We start from the raw sequence: 16,070 nt of genomic DNA, 5'->3' as shown, positions 1-16,070 counted from the left end.
GTTCAGGCCAGGTAGGCGTCGTCGAGGTTGAGGTAGCCGAACTTGTTGAGCGTCACCCCGTGCACGCCGGTGCGAGCGACCTGGAGGGACGCGAGCACGGCGATGTCGATGATGAACGCCTCGTCGAGCAGCAGGTCCGAGATCTCCCGGTAGCGCTCCATGGCCTCGTCGTCGAGCGGGTCGGCGCGGCGCCAGGCGTCCTGCACCAGTTCGGTGTAGGCGTCGGAGCGGAAGCGGGAGGTGTTGCGCGCCTCGTTGAACGGGTAGGCGCTCACGGCGAGCGTGGAGGGCGTGACCTGGGCGAATCCGTGGTTCATCGTCCACAGGGCCGGCATCTCCTGGGAGATGAGGCGGCGCTGGGCGTTCGCCGGGTCGTAGGGCTGGAGTTCGACGCGGATGCCGACCTGCTCCAGGTCGTACTGGACCATTTCTGCGATGACGGTGCTGCCGGGCGTGGTGGAGTAGCCGAGCGGGAGGCTGATGTGCTCCGCGCCCGCCTCGCGCAGCAGGGCCCTGGCCCGGTCCGGGTCGTGCCGGTAGTGGGTGCGGCCCTCCTCGCTGTACGCGGGTGACGAGCGCGGCCAGGGCGCGGCGCTCGGCAGGCCGTAGCCCCCGTACACCTGCTCGACGACGCGTTCGCGGTCGAGCGCCCAGGCGATGGCCTGCCGCACGGTCTTGTCGTCAGTGGGGCGCACGGCGGTGTTGGCCCCGACGTAGGAGGCGCCCGAGCCGGTGTCGTAGGTGCTGATGGCGAACTGGGCGTCGCGCTCAAGCGTGGCGGCGTCGCGGCCGACGACGCTGAACGACAGCTGGGACTGGCCGGTGCGCAGGGAGGACAGGAGCGCGTCGGACTGCGTGATGACGCGGACGTCGACGGCGTCGAGCCAGGGGCGTTCGGGCTGCCAGTAGGCGTCGTTGCGGGAGAACCGCAGCCGGGAGCCGGGGCGCCACTCGTCGAACCTGAACGGGCCCGTGCCGTTGAGCACGTCGCCGGTGACGGCCCGCTCGACGCTGTGCCGGTCGGTGATGATCATGAACTCGAAGAGGTCGAAGAGGTTGCCGACGGGGTGCGCGAGGGTGAGGCGCACCTCGTGGTCGCCGCGCTTTTCGAGGCCGGTGACGGCCTCGGCCGTCGATCTGAGCTGGGCGGCGCGTTCCGGTGCGCGCAGGTTCTCCAGGGCGAAGGCGACGTCGTCGGCCGTGAACGGGCGGCCGTCGTGGTAGGTGACGCCGCGCCGCAGGCGGAGGGTGACGGAGGTGCCGTCCGGTGAGATGTCCCAGGATTCGGCCAGTTCCGGCCGCGGTCTGAGGTCGTCGTCGTACCGGGTGAGGGTGTTGAACACCAGTCGGTGCGGCAGGTTCATGGAGCTCTGCGAGAACAGCAGGCCGGGTATGAAGTCGACGCCGTGGGCGATGGTCAGGGTGCCGCCGCGGCGCGGGGCCGTGGCGGCGCCGCCCGCGCGCGCGTTCTCGGCGTGGCTCACGGCCGACCGGCAGGCGGCCAGCGTCAGCAGCGCGGAGCCCGCGCCCGCGGCGCGCAGCAGGCCGCGCCGGGAGGGGCCGGGGAGGTTCTGGGAGGTCAGCTGTGTCATGGATGCCTACCGATGGCGATGGGGCGGAGGGGTCCGGGGGCGCGGACCAAGCGCCATTGATTGTTTGCCGAGTGAAATCAATTGCGGTCCCGGGCGTCCCGCCCGCGGTCGCGGAACGGGGCCCGGCGGGTCGGCGCCGCGGCTCCCGCGCCGGGCGCGGCGGCGAGGCCGCCGGGAGCGGGCGGGCGCGGAGCCGCGACGCGCCGGGCGACCGGGGCGCGAGGCCGGACGTCGAGGAGGAACACGGGGGCCGTCACCGCGACCGCGCGTCACGCGGGAGCGAGCCGTGCGGGCGGGTCGGGCGGGCGGGGCGCCGTCAGGCGGCGGTGCCGCGGCTCAGCAGCCGGGCACGCAGGGCCGCGCGGCACAGATCGCGCTGGCCTGTCGACGGAGGTCGACGTGCCGGCGCGACACCAGGCGCAGGTTCCTGTTCACGACAGCAGGGTGGCAGCAAGAGTCAGGCCCGGTCAACACACGTCCGGATCTGACGGCCCGTCATCACCGGTCATACGGCGGCCCCCGCGGGCGCGGCGCCCGTGCTCCGCAACGGGCTCCGGTACAGCGCCGCGAGGGCCGGCGCGCCCCCGGCCACCGGCAGGACGGCGGGTCCCGCGTGCGGGCCCACCAGGCGCGCCGGGTCGTCGCACACGTGGGAGCGCTCCGCCAGTTCCGCGCCCATGACCTCCAGGTATTCGGGGTTCAGGAGGCTGGAGGTCTCGGTGACGAGCACCACGTCCGGGTTGAGCACGTCGGTCAGCAGCGCCGCGGCCCTGCCGACGTGCTGGGCGCGCTGCCGCAGGAGCCGGTCGGCGCGCGGGTCCCCGGCCGCCGCCGCGTCCACGAGCAGTGACACGTCCGGGTCCGGGACGACGCCCTCGGCCACGGCGCGTTCCGCGAGCGCGAGGTCGGACGCGGTCGCCTGGAGGCAGCCGGTGCGCCCGCAGGGGCAGCGGGCGCCGCGCGCGCCGACCGGCAGGTGCGCGATGTCGCCCGCGGCGGACCTGGGCCCCTGGTGGACCACGCCCGCCACGCCGACGGCCGCGTCCACGACGTTGCCGATGAACAGGTGGACGACGCCGCGCCGCGCCTCGGGGCGGCCGAACAGGATCTCCGCCCGCGCGATGGCCCGGGCGTGGTTGTCCACGTGCACGGGCACGCCGAGGGCGCGTTCGAGCGGCGCGCGCAGCGGCAGTTCCCGCAGGCCGAGGGCCGCGTGCCGGACGACGGCGCCGGCCTCGGGGTCCACCCAGCCGCCGGTCACCGCGCCGAAGCCGAGCACCGGCCGCCCGCCGGCCCGTTCGGCGAGGAACGCGGGCAGCCGGTCGAGCACGGGATCGAGCACGGCGCCCCCGGTGCGGCCGGCGTGCGTCGCCCCGCCGCGCGCGACCACGTTGGCGCGCAGGTCGAGCAGGCAGTACATGGAGTGGGACAGGCCGATGTGCAGCCCGCCGACGAGGGGCCCCGCGGTGTCGATGTCCACCGGCACCTGCGGGCGGCCCACATGGCCGCCCACGGCCAGCTCGGGACGCTCCCTGACCAGGCCGAGCCGCGCGAGGCCGAGGAACTGCCGGGAGACGGCGGCCGGACTCAGCCCCGACATCCGGGCGATGGCGCTCCTGGCCGTAGGACCGTGGTCGAGAACGGCGCGGAAGACGGCGGCGGCGTTGGCCTCGCGCCGCCCGTCTCCCGCGGGATCGGCCCGGACATCGGCCGGGGACAGGCTCATGGTGACGTGGTTCCTTCCGGGGAACGTCGGCGGACGCGGCGCGGGCGGAGCACCGCGCCGCCGCCCTTCTTTGCGTCGCGTGTGCGCCGCGTGTGCGCCGCATTGAGGTCGTATGAACTTTTCCGGCCCGCCCCCGCCGTGCCGCTGCTCCGGGTCCCTGCCCCGCGCCGCGCGGGAAAGCCGCAGCTCAGCGCACACGGACCGGCGGCGACGGCCGGATCCCGCAGGCGCCGATTCAACCACCTCGGGGCACCGGAGTGCGGCGCGGCGGCGGTTGACGCCCGGCGACGGGCTCGTTTTATTTCTCTGCGAGATCAACGAACCAACCCCCTCCCCGGTTCCACGACGCAGAAAGAAAGGCCGCGGCCATGACGACCACGCCCACCGCACCCACCACGCGCACCCCCGCCGCCTCCGAAGGACCCGCGCTCCGCGTCACCCGGATCGGCGGCCGTGTCGGTGCCGTCGTCGAGGGGGTCCGCCTCGGCGGGGACCTGCCCCAGGAGACGGTCGACGCCGTACGCGCCGCCGTCCTCGCCCACAAGGTGGTCTTCTTCCGCGGCCAGGACCACCTCGACGAGGCGGGCCACGAGGCGTTCGGCCGGCTGCTCGGCACGCCCGTGGCCCACCCCACGGTGCCGTCGGCCGACGGCAGGTACGCGTTCCCCGTGGACAACGAGCACGGCGGACGCGCCAACCAGTGGCACAGCGACGTCACGTTCGTGCCCGCCTACCCGGCGTTCTCGATCCTGCGCGCGATCACGGTCCCGCCCTACGGCGGGAACACGCTGTGGTCCAACACCGCCGCCGCCTACGCCTCGCTGCCCGAGCCGCTGCGCGCGCTCGCGGACTCCCTGCGGGCCGTCCACTCCAACGCGTACGACTACGCCGCGGCCCACCCGGACGCGAACCATGAGCAGCTCATCCGCTACCGCGAGGTGTTCACCTCGACGAAGTTCCGCACCGAGCACCCGGTGGTCCGGGTGCACCCGGAGACCGGTGAACGCGTGCTGCTGCTCGGCAACTTCGTGCAGCGCATCGCCGGAGTGCCCGCGAAGGACTCGCGCCTGCTGCTCGAACTGTTCCAGAGCCACGTCGAACGCCCCGAGAACACCGTCCGCTGGCAGTGGCGCGCCGGGGACGTGGCGCTGTGGGACAACCGCGCCACCCAGCACTACGGGGTCGACGACTCCGACGACCACCGCCGCACGCTGCGCCGCGTCACCATCGACGGCGACGTGCCCGTCGGCACCGACGGCCGGACCAGCACGCTGATCGAGCCCGAGAGCGTGCCGGCCCCGGCCTTCGGCCCCGCCTCGGGCGCCTCGACGGCCGCCGCCTGACGCCCGCGCCGCCCGGGGAACGCGCCACCGCCCGGTGGGGCGGGCCGATGGGCGGCGCCGCCCGCGGTCAGCCGTGCTGCCGCGCCGGGGCGGCCAGGGGGGCGGTCCAGTCGATGATCGGCGCCGCCGCCCCCGCGGCCTCAAGGCCCCGGCAGTGCGCGTGGTGGCGGCGTTCGATGTCGGCGACGCGCAGCAGTCCGCCGAACTCCCGCTCGCCGAGCAGCCGCCGGACGTAGGCCCACACGCCGGGGTGCTCGGCGATCCGGTGCACGGCCTCCGCGTCCAGATGCCAGCGGTGCACGGTGTCCAGCTCGACCAGCGTCACCCACAGGTGGACGTCCGCGGCCGTGAGCGTGTCCCCCAGGACGAAAGGACCGCCGCGCGCCAGCCGTTCCTCGATCGCGGCCAGGGCCGCGAGCAGCGTGCCGAGCGCCCGGGCCCGCCCGGGCGCGGGACCGGCCTCGCCCGCCCGCTGCGCGGCCTCGGTGATGTCCTGGTCGCACAGCCGCGCCAGGGCGGCGATGTCCGCCTCGGCGCCGTGGGGGCGCAGCCCGGCCCGCCCGCCGGCGAAGCGGACGGCGAGGTCGTGCGCGATGTCGGGGGCGTGGTTGCTGACGATCCGCCCGGTCCAGCGGTCGGCGAGCACGGGCGCCACCGCGGGCCCCGGGTGGTGGTGCGCGGTGCGCGCGTAGAGGTCGCGCAGGGCGGCGTAGCCGCCGTCGGCGTCGGGGACGGCGGGCAGCAGGGTGACGGGCATGTCCTCGTCCAGCCGCAGCAGGCGGTGGGTGATGGCGACGCGCAGCGAGCCGGGACAGGAGAGGGACAGGTAGAGCCGGTAGCGGAGCGGGGCGGGATGGAACCCGTGGTCGGCGTCGGGACCGACGCGGCCGCGGAAGGCGGCGGGGTGGCCGGCGGGCGGCTGCGCGGAGTGCGGCGTGTGCATGACTCTCCCTCTCGGGCGGGGGTGGGCGCGGATGGCAGGAGAGGAGAGGCGGCCGGCGCGCACACCGGCGCGGGAGTGCCCCGGCCGCCTCGAAGGAGGCGGCCGGGTGGATGACCCGTGGCCGCCTCAGGGGAGGCGACTCGCGGCGCTTGAGACGCGCAGCAGGTCGATGTGTCGGCGTGAGGTCAGCAGGCGCGGGCGCGGCCGGGCCGTGCGGTGCGCGGCTGCCCGGAGGAACGGGAGCGGGCGGAGCGGTCCGGCAGGGCAGGACGGCGCCGGACAGCCGGCCTCACGTCCCGCGTCAGCCATGGGGTGTCCCCGTCCGTTCGCCCGGGGCCCGTCGTGCGGGCTCCCGGGCGATTGTCGGCGGGCGCGGGGGCCAGGTCAAGAGGCGCGGACCTGTTTGGCCGCCAACTCCGCGTCGCGCTTGGCGACTTCCTCGCGCACGATGGGGATCACGTGGCGGCCGAAGTCGATGGCGTCGTTCAGAAGGTCGTAGCCCCGGGCCGAGAGGATGTCCACGCCGAGGTCGTAGTAGTCGAGCAGGGCCTGCGCGACGGTCTCCGGCGTGCCGACGAGAGCGGTGGAGTTGCCCGCTCCCCCGGTGGCCGCGGCGGTGGGGGTCCACAGGGCGCGGTCGAAGCGTTCGCCGCGTTCCGCGAGGGCGAGCAGGCGCTGGGAGCCGGCGTTCTCCGGTGCCGCGTCCGCGCCGCGCGGCCGGCGCGCGCGGAGCGCGCCGAGTGTGCGGTGCGCCTTCTCCCAGGAGTTCCTCGGTCGGCGCGATGATGGGCCGGAACGCGACCTGGATGCGCGGGACCTCGCGGCGGCCGGCCGCCGCGGCGGCGGCGCGGACGGCCTCGATCTGCTCCGCGGTCTGGGCCAGCGGCTCGCCCCACAGGCAGTAGATGTCGGCCTCGGCCCCGCCGGCCGCGTAGGCGGCCGGCGACGAGCCGCCGAAGGACACGCCCGGCCTGGGCCGCTGGACCGGGAAGACATCGCTGACGAAGTCGCGGAGGGAGTAGAACTCGCCTTCGTGGTCGAAGGGTTCGCGGGTGGTCCAGATCTTCTTGACGAGGCCGATGTACTCGCGGGTGCGGGCGTAGCGCCGGTCCTTGGGCAGGGTGTCGCCCTCGCGCCGCTGCTCGTGGTCGTTCCCTCCGGTGATGAAGTGGACGGTGAGGCGGCCGTCGCTGATGTGGTCGAGGGTCGCGAACGCGCGGGCGGCGAAGGTGGGGACCGAGACGTTGGGCCGGTGCGCCAGGAGGATCTGGATCCGCGGCACGCGCGCGGCGAGGTACGCGGCGGCCGTCGCCGGGTCGGGCGACTGCGAGGAGTAGGCGAACAGCACCCGGTCCCAGCCGTGGTCCTCGTGGGCGCGGGCGAGCCGGACGGTGTAGTCGAGGTCGAGGGCGGCTCCGGAGCGCGGGGTGGTCTCCGAGCCGTTGCTGGTCGCGGCGATACCGAGGAACTCGACAGGCATGGCGGGGCCTTTCGGCGTGCTTGGCTGCGGCGGGGGGCGGGCGCGGCGGGGGCCCGCGCACGGAACGCGGGCCCCCGCCGGGCCGGGAGAGGGGAGGCGCCGGGCGGGGCGGGCGCGGTCGGCGGAAACGCGGGCGGCCGGGAGGAGCGCGGGCGGCCCGGGCGACAGCACGAGAAACGCGGGGAACGCGAGTCGGCGCGGCGAAGCGCGCGGGAGCGCGGGCGCCGTCAGGCGCGGCTACACGCGGCCGACCACACGCGGCCGAAGTCGATGTGGCCGCGGATGACCAGGCGGCGCTCGAACCTCATGCCGTCCAGTGGACCAGTGGCCGGGCCGGGCGTCAACAGGTGCCCGCGGGCCGCGACCGGGGCCGGAAAACTTTCATGAGCCGCCCCCGGGCGGACTGCCCAGGTCACCGAACACCCGCGTGGTGAAGGGGACATCGGCCGTTGCCCAGGGTATTGACCCGGGACCGGTCCGTCATTACTTTCTTCCGGAATCTTCCGAAAATTATCGGCCACCTCTTCTTCCGGGCGGAGAATGACCATGACGAGCCGCCGTGCCTTCCTCAGCATGCTCCCCCTCACCGTCGCCGCCACCACCGTGCCCACCACCACCGCCACCGCCGCCGCCCCCGCGCGGACCGGCGCCCCGGCCGGCCGCGGCACGTTCGTCTCCGGCTCCTGGCAGCCCGGCAGCCTCGCGCTCGTCGCGCGCGGCGCCGCCGCCCCCGTCCTGGTCGACCCGGACGACCACCCCGGCGTGCTCCGGGTCGCCGACGACCTGGCGGCCGACATCGAACGGGTCACCGGGGTCGCGCCCGACGTCGTGCGCGACGCGTTCCGCGGCCGGCGCGAACCCCCGCGCGAGGTCGTGATCGTCGGCACCCTCGGCCGCAGCCCGCTCGTGGACCGGCTGGCCAGGACGGGCAAACTCGACGTCGACGGCATCGCGGGCCGCTGGGAGACCGCGAGGCAGCAGATCGTCCACAACCCGCTGCCCGGCGTCCGCCGCGCCTTCGTCATCGCGGGCAGCGACCAGCGCGGCACCATCTACGGCGTCTACGAGGCCTCCCGCCAGATGGGCGTCTCCCCCTGGTACTGGTGGGACGACGTGCCCGCCCGCACCCAGCCGGAGCTGTACGCCCTGCCGGGCCGGCACACCCAGGGCACCCCGGCCGTGAAGTACCGGGGCTTCTTCATCAACGACGAGAACCCGGCGCTCGGCACCTGGGCCCCCGCGTTCTTCGGCCGCGGGCACGCGCCCGGCTTCCCCAACGGCTTCAACAGCGAGTTCTTCGCCAAGGTCTTCGAGGTCATGCTGCGCCTGAAGGCCAACTACCTGTGGCCCGCGGTGTGGGGGCGCGCGTTCGCCGAGGACGACCCGCGCAACCACGCCACCGCCAAGGCCTACGGGATCGTCATGGGCACCTCGCACGAGGCGCCCATGATGCGCGGCATCGAGGAGTGGAACCGGCACGCGGTGCCCGCCGTGCGCGACGGGAACGGCGCGATCGTCACCCCCGGGTCCGACCCGTACGGCGGCACCGGCGAGTGGAGCTTCCGGCGCAACGGCGAGGCCATCAAGCGCTATTGGGCCGACGGCATCCGCCGCATGACGGAGGAGGACTTCGAGGGCGTCGTCACCCTCGGCATGCGCGGCAACGGCGACGTCAGCCTGCCCGACGGCGACGGCATCGACCTCATGCGGTCCATCCTGGACAGCCAGCGCGAGATCCTGGCCGAGGTCACCGGGGCCGAGGACCTGTCGGCGATCCCGCAGGTGCAGACCCTCTACAAGGAGGTGCAGCGCTACTGGGACCAGGGCCTGCGCCCGCCGGACGACGTCACCGTCATCTTCTGCGACGACAACTGGGGCAACATGCGCAAGGTGCCCGACGCGCGCCTGCCCGAACGTTCCGGCGGCTACGGCATCTACTACCACTTCGACTACGTGGGCGGCGGGCGCAACTACAAGTGGGTCGACACCATCAACCTGGCCAGCACGTGGGAGCAGCTGCACCTGTCCTACCGCTCCGGCATCGACCGCCTCTGGGTCGTCAACGCCGGTGACATGAAGGCCGAGGAGATGCCGCTCCAGTTCTTCCTCGACTACGCCTGGGACCCCGAGCGCTGGGACATCGACCGGCTTCCCGAATGGGAACGGCACTACGCCGAGCAGAACTTCGGGCCGCGGTACGCCGAGGCGATCGCCGAGGTGCTGCACACCTACGGCGTCCTCCAGGCCCGCCGCAAACCCGAACTGCTCAACCGCCGCATCACCCTCGACCCGGCCAAGGACCCCGCCACCGACTCCTCGGCCGTGGTGTACGACGACCGGGCGACGCCGTTCAGCATCGAGAACTACCGCGAACTCGACCGCGTCACCCAGGAGTGGGAGCGGCTCGACGCCGAGGCCCAGCGCATCGGCGACGCGCTCGACCCCGCCCGGCACGACGCCTACTACCAGCTGGTGCAGTACCAGGTGGAGGCCACCGCGAACCTGTACGCGCTGCGGCACGCGCAGTTCACGAACCTGCACCACGCCGCGCAGGGGCGGGCCTCGGCCAACGAGCTGGCGGACGCCACCGACGCCAGGTTCGCCGACGACCAGGCCATGTCGGACTACTTCAACACCGAGCTGGCCGACGGGAAGTGGGCCGGGTTCCAGACCCAGCCCAAGATCGGCTACGGCGACGTCGAGCGCTACGGCCCCGACGCGCCCTGGCAGCAGCCGCAGACCCCCGACCACGTGGCGCTGCCCGACGCGGTGTTCCCGCCCGTGCGCCGCGTCGACCTGCCCGAGGGCCCGGACATGGGCGTCGCGATCGACGGCTCGACGCTGTGGTGGCCGCACGCGAACACCCCGGCGGAGCTGCCCGCGTTCAGCCCCTACCAGAGCGCGCCGCGCCAGTGGATCGAGGTGTTCAACCGCGGGTCCGCGCCGTTCGCCTACCGCATCGAGCCCGGCGTGCCGTGGATCACCGTCACCGAAGGCTCGGGCACCGTGGACACCGAGATCCGCTCGGAGGTCTCCGTCGACTTCTCCGCCGCGCCGCGCGGCACCACCCGGGTGCCGATCACCGTGACGGGCCCCGACGGGGCGAGCGTCGAGGTGACGGCCGTGGTCGAGAACCCGGCCGTGCCGCGGCGGCGGCTCGCCGGCTTCATCGAGGCGGGCGGCTACGTGTCGATCGAGGCGGCCCACCACACGCGCGCGGTCAACACCACGGGCGTGCACTGGCGGCGCATCCCCGACATCGGCCGGACGGGCGACGGCATGACGCCGTTCCCCGTGACCGCCGGCCGCCGCACCCCCGGCGGCCGGAGCCCGCGCCTTGAGTACGAGCTGACGCTGTTCACCGCGGGAGAGGTCCGGGTGCACGCCTACCTGTCGCCGCGCAACAACGTCCTGCCGACCGACGGCCTGTGCTACGCCGTGTCGTTCGACGACCAGGAGCCGCGGGTCGTGAACGTCACCGCCGTCACCGGCGCGAACGACACGTCGATGAACAAGCAGTGGGAGCGCAACACCTCCGACAACGTCAACCTCACCGTGACCACCCACAGCATCGCGGAGCCCGGCCGCCACGTGCTGAAGTTCTGGATGGTCGACCCGACGGTCGTGCTCCAGAAGCTCGTCGTCGACACCGGGGGGCTGCGGCCCAGCTACCTGGGACCGCCGGAGAGCACCAGGGCCCGCGACTGAGCGGCGCGGCGCCCCGGGCCCGCCGCGCCGGGGTGGCGCGGCGGGCCCGGCACTGCCCGCCGCCCGCGCGGGGCATGATGGCGGTATGGGACGGATCACCGAGCGCCGCCGCGTACTGCGGATCAAGGACGGGCGCGCCACCGAGCGTGCGGACACGCTGGTCGGCGAGGAGCCGTTGGAGATCCGCGTCGCCGGCCGGGCCGTCGCGGTCACCATGCGGACGCCGGGTGACGACTTCGCGCTCGCCGCCGGGTTCCTCGTCAGCGAGGGCGTCCTCACCCGGGCGGACGAGGTGGCCCGCATCGCGTACTGCACGGGCACGGCGCCCGACGGCAGCAACAACTACAACGTGGTCGACGTGCGGCCGGCCGCCGGCGTCCCGCTGCCCGACATCACGCTGGAGCGGCTGGAGCGCAACGTGTACACCACGTCCTCCTGCGGGCTGTGCGGCAAGGCCAGCCTGGACGCGGTGCGGACCACGGCCCCCTGGCCGCTGCCGCTGACCGGCGGGCCGCGCCTGACGCCCGCCCTGCTGGCCGCGCTGCCGGAACGGCTGCGGGCCGCGCAGCGCGTGTTCCGCAGCACCGGCGGGCTGCACGCGGCGGCGCTGTTCACCGGGGCGGGCGACCTCGTCGACGTCAGGGAGGACGTGGGTCGGCACAACGCGGTCGACAAGGTCGTGGGCCGGGCCCTGACCCGGGGCGAGCTGCCGCTGTCCGACACAGTGCTGATGGTGTCCGGGCGCGCCTCGTTCGAGCTGGTGCAGAAGGCCGTAATGGCGGGCATCCCCGTGCTCGCCGCCGTCTCCGCGCCCTCCTCGCTGGCCGTGGACCTCGCGGCCGAGTCGGGCCTGACGCTCGTGGGCTTCCTGCGCGGGACGTCGATGAACGTCTACGCGGGCACCGAACGCCTTCAGCTGCCCGCCGATCCGCCGGGCGGCGAGGGCGGGGCCCCCGGGCCCGCGGCGGCCACCGGGGCGTCCGGGTCGGCGGGCCAGCGCCTGGCGAGGTAGGCGCACACGATCAGCTGCGTCTGGTGGAACATCATCAGGGGCAGCACCGCCAGCGCGGCCTGCCCCCCGAATATCACGCTCGCCATGGGCAGCCCGGCGGCCAGCGACTTCTGCGACCCCGCGAGCACCAGCACCACGCGGTCCGCCCGGGAGAACCGCAACCGGCGCGCCGTCCACCAGGTCAGCAGCAGCATCGCCGCGAGCATCAGCGCCTCGACGCAGAACAGGGCGAGCAGCCGCCGCCAGCTCGCCTCCTGCCACACCCCCGCGGTCATGCCCGCGCTGAAAGCGGCGTAGACCACGACGAGGATCGACCCGCGGTCCACCAGCGACAGCACGCGCCGGTGCCGCCGGACGAAGTCCCCGATCCAGCGGCGCAGCACCTGGCCGAGGAGGAACGGCGCCAGCAGCTGGCCCCCGATGCCGAGCAGCGAGTCGGCCGAGAAGCCGCCGCTGCCGCCGATGAGGGCCGCGGCGAGCAGCGGCGTCAGCAGCACGCCGAGCACGCTGGAGAACGACCCGGCGGCGATGGCCGCGGGCACGTTGCCCCGCGCCAGGGAGGTGAGGGCGATCGAGGACTGCACGGTCGAGGGCACCAGGCACAGGAACAGCAGCCCGTCGTAGAGCTCGTCGGTGACCAGCCACGGCACCAGGCCGCGCGCGGCGAGCCCGAGCAGCGGGAACGCCGCGAACGTGGCCGCGAGCACCGCCAGGTGCAGCCGCCACTGGCGCAGGCCCTCAAGCGCCTCGCGCGTGGAGAGCCGGGCGCCGTAGAGGAAGAACAGCAGCCCGATGAGGCCGGTGGCCGCGCCGTCCACCGCCGTGGCCGCGCCGCCGGTCGCGGGCAGCAGGGCGGCGAGCCCGACCGTGCCGAGGAGCAGCACGATGTAGGGGTCGAGGAAACGGGTCAGTGCGCGCACGACGGACATCATCCCCCAGCGCCCCGCGCCGCCCGCCGCGAGCGGCCCGGGGGCGGATCATGGACGATGGGCCGAGCGGACCCCTTCGGCCCCGCACGTCGCCCGACGTGCGACCATCCGTTCGACCGTCCGTCCGATCAGCAATCGACAAGGACTGATGCACTCGTGAGCAGCGTCCCCCATGTGACCCTCAACAACGGTGTGAAGATGCCGCAGCTCGGCTTCGGGGTGTGGCAGGTACCGGACGCGGAGGCCGAGGTCGCGGTCACCCAGGCGCTCGACGCCGGGTACCGCAGCATCGACACCGCCGCGATCTACGGGAACGAGGAGGGCACCGGCCGGGCACTCGTCGCCTCCGGGCTGCCCCGCGAGGAGTTGTTCGTCACCACGAAACTGTGGAACAGCGCCACCGAGACCTGGACCAGGGACGGGGTGCTCCGGGAGTTCGACGCCTCGCTCGGCAGGCTGGGCCTGGACTACGTGGACCTGTACCTGATCCACTGGCCGCGGCCCATGCGCGACGACTACCTGACGATCCTGCGGGCCTTCGACGAGATCCACCGCTCCGGCCGGGCGCGCGCCGTCGGCGTCTCCAACTTCAAGCCCGCGCACCTGCGGCGGGCCGTGGCGGAGACGGGCCTGGTGCCCTCGGTGAACCAGATCGAGCTGCACCCCTACCTCCAGCAGGCCGAGACCGCCGCCCTCGACGCCGAACTCGGCACCGTCACCGAGGCCTGGTCCCCGCTCGGCTCCGGCAAGGGGCTGCTCCAGGACGAGGCGCTGGCGCCGATCGCCGCGAAGCACGGGAAGACCCCCGCGCAGGTGGTGCTGCGCTGGCACCTCCAGAGCGGGTTCGTGGCGATCCCCAAGTCGGTGACGCCCTCCCGGATCGCGGAGAACTTCGACGTCTTCGACTTCGCCCTCGACGACGAGGACATGGCCGCCATCGCGGCCATGGACTCGGGGACCAGGACGGGCTCGGACCCGGACACGTTCGACTGGAACTGACCGGCGGCCGGTCCCGACCGGCCCGGCGCGCGGCGCGAGCGGTCAGCTCGCGCCGTGCGCCGGGGCCATCTCCTCGACGCGGCGGGCGAGCCGCACGTCGAGCTCGGTGACCTTGCCGCCCACGCTGTGCGTGTTCACGGCGACGCCCAGCCGGTTGTAGGTCAGGGTCAGGTCGGCGTGGTGGTCCATTTCCTCCTGCACGGTCGCGATGTGCACGAGCAGCGCGACGGCCGCCAGGTGCCCCGGCAGCGCGTACTCCCGCACCAGCCGGCCGTCCTCGTGCGCCCAGCCGGGCAGCCCGGCCAGCGCCTCCTCGATCTCCTGCCCGGTCAACGGCTTCGGCGCCATGGCTGCTTCCCCTCTTTCTCGCGGGCCCGGGTCCGGGCCCGCCCGGTGAGTCGTGTCCTCGGCACCCGACTGTACGGGCACGGCACGGGCCCGGAGCAGACCCGCGTCCATGGCAGCGATCAGCTCCCTCGGTTCCCTGTTCCGGCCAGTTCGAGCAGGCGGGTGAGCAGCGGGTTGCTCCTCTTGTGCCTGGAGTCCACGACTCGCAGGACTTCCTGCGCCATCGGGTGAATGCGCACCAGTTGGGGGGCGATGTCCCAGGCGCGCGCCAGGCTCTCCAGCGCCCCGTCGTTGTCGTTGAGGGACACCCGGGCGCGGGCCTGGTTGATGAAGCTCGGCGCCCGGCGGGTGGCGGGCAGTCCGCTCAGCGGGACGGCGATATCGTCCGCGAGCGCGAGAGCCGAGCGGGACTCCCCGAGATCGATGAGGGTCGCGAAGCGGTGCGTGAAGGTGTTCTTGCGCCCGAACGACAGCCCGTGCACCTTGAATTCCCGCGAAAAGCGCGAAGCCGCGCGCTCGGCATACTGCATGTGCCGATGTGCCTCCCGGCGCGCCTCCCTGTGGTCCGGCAGGCGCCCGGCGAGCGTCATTCCCCGGAGATTGAGCAGGCCGACCGCGATGTCACGACGGTCACCGGAAAGCCGACTCTCGGCATCGGAGATCGCGCGCTCGACGACGACCAGGCCGTTTTCACAGTCCCCGAAGTTCAGATAGGTTCCCGCCCGGTCGCGCGCCGCTACCGCGCTGAACAACGGATTGTCCATCTGCTCCGCCGCCCACGTCTCGCGGGCGACGGCCACCTCCGCCATATCGAGCCAACGATGCCGCGCCGCCAACCAGTACACGACGCTGTACACCTCACCGAGCAGCGCCCACGACTCCGATGTGTTCGAGCGGTGGGCGTGGCTGGTCGCATCGCGCAGAAGGCCGGGCAACAGGGGCATCAGGCGCGCCAGGTCGACGGCGTTCCTCAGTTCTTCCGTCTGCCGCAGCCGCTGACGCACCTCCTGACCGGACACCTCCCGCTTGCGCGGGAGATCGTAGTCGCGCATGGCCGCCCGGAGATCGTCCACCACTGATTCCTGCGCCGGTGTCGGCGGGGTGAGTCCCTGCACATCGGCCATGGAGAGCCCCATGGCCTTTCCCAGGGCGGCGGCGGTGGCCGGGGTCAGGGGGCGGTCACCGACTTCGATTTTGCTCAGCAGGGATTTCGAGATCGCCGCAGCGGCGGCCAGCTGATCCTGAGTCAGGTGACGTTCTTTCCGCAACTGGGCGAGCCGGGCTCCGGGGGCCGGACGTGCGGCGCTCGACATCGGTTCGTCTCCCCATGGGTGTTTCGGTCGCCTTCCAGGGTCGCACGCACAGGGGGCGAGGCCGCCCATCTGTGCAACTTATGTGCAACTCAAAGATCGACGAGGCCAGTTAACTAAGCGTAGGCGCGAGGCTACGGCAGGATCGGGCCTCGGTCGGACAGTTGCAGTCGAGCGCCCCCGGTGGCCGGGCAGGGCCCCGGGGGCGACCAGCCCGGCAGAAAGGGAGTGACAGGCCAGCATGCGCAACACTAAAGGACAATCGACCCATTCTGGTGATCACAGGGAGGTCGGTAGCCCTGACGAGATCAACTGGCCGCCGGACGCCTTGGCGGCGTGGAAGAAGCCCGTGCCCGAGGTGCGGCGTTGCGACGCCTGCGGAGCGGGCGTTCTGACTCCCGGGCATCTGTGCGCCAAGGCCGACGACTGACATGAACGTTCGCGCGAACCGCGTGCGGCGATGGGCACGTGGAATGTTCAAGGACGAAGACGCCGATCCTCGATTCGTGGCGGAACAGCTCACCGAGGCGTTGGCTGTGGCGCTGAGCGTCGCCGCTTTGCGGGGCGAGCGGCTTGGGTGATCCGGCAACGGTGCGGCGCGCCATCGCGAACCACGTGGTCGGCTGCTCGACCTGCCGCCACGGGCGGGATTGCCGGGTCGCCAATCACCTGCTCAGCGC

General features: G+C 73.5%; 12 protein-coding genes and 1 pseudogene. 4 read left to right on the top strand and 9 right to left on the bottom strand.

What is annotated here, in order from left to right:
• Window positions 1-2: 2 nt before the first annotated feature.
• The 3 genes from LC193_RS26215 to LC193_RS26210 form a co-directional block, all read right to left on the bottom strand.
• Window positions 3-1,592, bottom strand: coding sequence for an ABC transporter substrate-binding protein (locus LC193_RS26215; protein ID WP_404819491.1), 1,590 nt, complete (start codon window positions 1,590-1,592; stop codon window positions 3-5).
• A gap of 336 nt (window positions 1,593-1,928) precedes the next feature.
• Window positions 1,929-2,027 (bottom strand): putative leader peptide, encoded by a 99-nt coding sequence (locus LC193_RS29245; protein ID WP_404819490.1) that lies wholly within the window; start codon window positions 2,025-2,027, stop codon window positions 1,929-1,931.
• 70 nt (window positions 2,028-2,097) lie between these two features.
• Complete coding sequence (locus LC193_RS26210; RefSeq protein WP_226077843.1) at window positions 2,098-3,318, bottom strand: ROK family transcriptional regulator; 1,221 nt, start codon at window positions 3,316-3,318, stop codon at window positions 2,098-2,100.
• Between the two features lie 368 nt (window positions 3,319-3,686).
• Between LC193_RS26210 and LC193_RS26205 the strand changes: the two genes are divergently transcribed.
• Window positions 3,687-4,661, top strand: a complete 975-nt coding sequence (locus LC193_RS26205; protein ID WP_226077842.1) for a TauD/TfdA dioxygenase family protein — start codon at window positions 3,687-3,689, stop codon at window positions 4,659-4,661.
• Between the two features lie 67 nt (window positions 4,662-4,728).
• Here the strand turns inward: LC193_RS26205 and LC193_RS26200 are convergent, their stop codons facing one another.
• The 3 genes and pseudogenes from LC193_RS26200 to LC193_RS26195 all read right to left on the bottom strand — a co-directional run bounded on the left by LC193_RS26200 (window position 4,729) and on the right by LC193_RS26195 (window position 7,084).
• Window positions 4,729-5,604, bottom strand: coding sequence for a glutathione S-transferase C-terminal domain-containing protein (locus LC193_RS26200; protein ID WP_226077841.1), 876 nt, complete (start codon window positions 5,602-5,604; stop codon window positions 4,729-4,731).
• Window positions 5,605-5,730: 126 nt separating this feature from the next.
• Entirely contained in the window at window positions 5,731-5,913 is a 183-nt protein-coding gene (locus tag LC193_RS29130; RefSeq protein WP_318842187.1) for a putative leader peptide, read from the bottom strand.
• Window positions 5,914-5,988: 75 nt separating this feature from the next.
• Window positions 5,989-7,084: pseudogene (locus LC193_RS26195) on the bottom strand (LLM class flavin-dependent oxidoreductase).
• Window positions 7,085-7,630: 546 nt separating this feature from the next.
• Here LC193_RS26195 and LC193_RS26190 point away from each other — a divergent pair.
• Window positions 7,631-10,792 carry a glycosyl hydrolase 115 family protein gene (locus LC193_RS26190; RefSeq protein WP_226077840.1) on the top strand — a complete coding sequence of 1,054 codons (3,162 nt, stop codon included), beginning with the start codon at window positions 7,631-7,633 and terminating at the stop codon, window positions 10,790-10,792.
• Between the two features lie 85 nt (window positions 10,793-10,877).
• Entirely contained in the window at window positions 10,878-11,804 is a 927-nt protein-coding gene (gene fdhD / locus LC193_RS26185; protein WP_226077839.1) for a formate dehydrogenase accessory sulfurtransferase FdhD, read from the top strand.
• On the opposite strand, the gene LC193_RS26180 is transcribed toward fdhD, so the two are convergent.
• Window positions 11,705-12,733: a bile acid:sodium symporter family protein gene (locus tag LC193_RS26180; protein ID WP_226078887.1), complete on the bottom strand. Its 1,029-nt coding sequence runs from the start codon at window positions 12,731-12,733 to the stop codon at window positions 11,705-11,707. The genes fdhD and LC193_RS26180 overlap by 100 nt on opposite strands.
• A 156-nt stretch (window positions 12,734-12,889) precedes the next feature.
• Between LC193_RS26180 and LC193_RS26175 the strand changes: the two genes are divergently transcribed.
• Window positions 12,890-13,732, top strand: coding sequence for an aldo/keto reductase (locus LC193_RS26175; RefSeq protein ID WP_086157376.1), 843 nt, complete (start codon window positions 12,890-12,892; stop codon window positions 13,730-13,732).
• A 42-nt stretch (window positions 13,733-13,774) separates the two neighbouring features.
• On the opposite strand, the gene LC193_RS26170 is transcribed toward LC193_RS26175, so the two are convergent.
• Together LC193_RS26170 and LC193_RS26165 are read right to left on the bottom strand one after the other, a co-directional pair.
• Window positions 13,775-14,080, bottom strand: a complete 306-nt coding sequence (locus LC193_RS26170) for a 4a-hydroxytetrahydrobiopterin dehydratase (RefSeq protein ID WP_086157377.1) — start codon at window positions 14,078-14,080, stop codon at window positions 13,775-13,777.
• 119 nt (window positions 14,081-14,199) lie between these two features.
• A complete protein-coding gene (locus LC193_RS26165) occupies window positions 14,200-15,393 on the bottom strand; it encodes a helix-turn-helix domain-containing protein (RefSeq protein WP_226077838.1) in 1,194 nt (397 codons plus the stop codon).
• Window positions 15,394-16,070: the final 677 nt, after the last annotated feature.

The organism is Streptomyces marincola (genome assembly GCF_020410765.1).
In the GTDB taxonomy this organism is placed as follows: Bacteria; Actinomycetota; Actinomycetes; order Streptomycetales; family Streptomycetaceae; genus Streptomyces; species Streptomyces marincola.
Note: the sequence above shows the minus strand (reverse complement) of the source record. Positions and strands in the feature narration are given on the sequence as shown.

Bases quoted from the DNA above. Each gene is read 5' to 3' on its own strand.
- LC193_RS26215 (WP_404819491.1), bottom strand. From the start codon at position 1,592: ATGACACAGCTGACCTCCCAGAACCTCCCCGGCCCCTCCCGGCGCGGC.
- LC193_RS26210 (WP_226077843.1), bottom strand. From the start codon at position 3,318: ATGAGCCTGTCCCCGGCCGATGTCCGGGCCGATCCCGCGGGAGACGGG.
- LC193_RS26205 (WP_226077842.1), top strand. From the start codon at position 3,687: ATGACGACCACGCCCACCGCACCCACCACGCGCACCCCCGCCGCCTCC.
- LC193_RS26200 (WP_226077841.1), bottom strand. From the start codon at position 5,604: ATGCACACGCCGCACTCCGCGCAGCCGCCCGCCGGCCACCCCGCCGCC.
- LC193_RS29130 (WP_318842187.1), bottom strand. From the start codon at position 5,913: ATGGCTGACGCGGGACGTGAGGCCGGCTGTCCGGCGCCGTCCTGCCCT.
- LC193_RS26190 (WP_226077840.1), top strand. From the start codon at position 7,631: ATGACGAGCCGCCGTGCCTTCCTCAGCATGCTCCCCCTCACCGTCGCC.
- fdhD (WP_226077839.1), top strand. From the start codon at position 10,878: ATGGGACGGATCACCGAGCGCCGCCGCGTACTGCGGATCAAGGACGGG.
- LC193_RS26180 (WP_226078887.1), bottom strand. From the start codon at position 12,733: ATGTCCGTCGTGCGCGCACTGACCCGTTTCCTCGACCCCTACATCGTG.
- LC193_RS26170 (WP_086157377.1), bottom strand. From the start codon at position 14,080: ATGGCGCCGAAGCCGTTGACCGGGCAGGAGATCGAGGAGGCGCTGGCC.
- LC193_RS26165 (WP_226077838.1), bottom strand. From the start codon at position 15,393: ATGTCGAGCGCCGCACGTCCGGCCCCCGGAGCCCGGCTCGCCCAGTTG.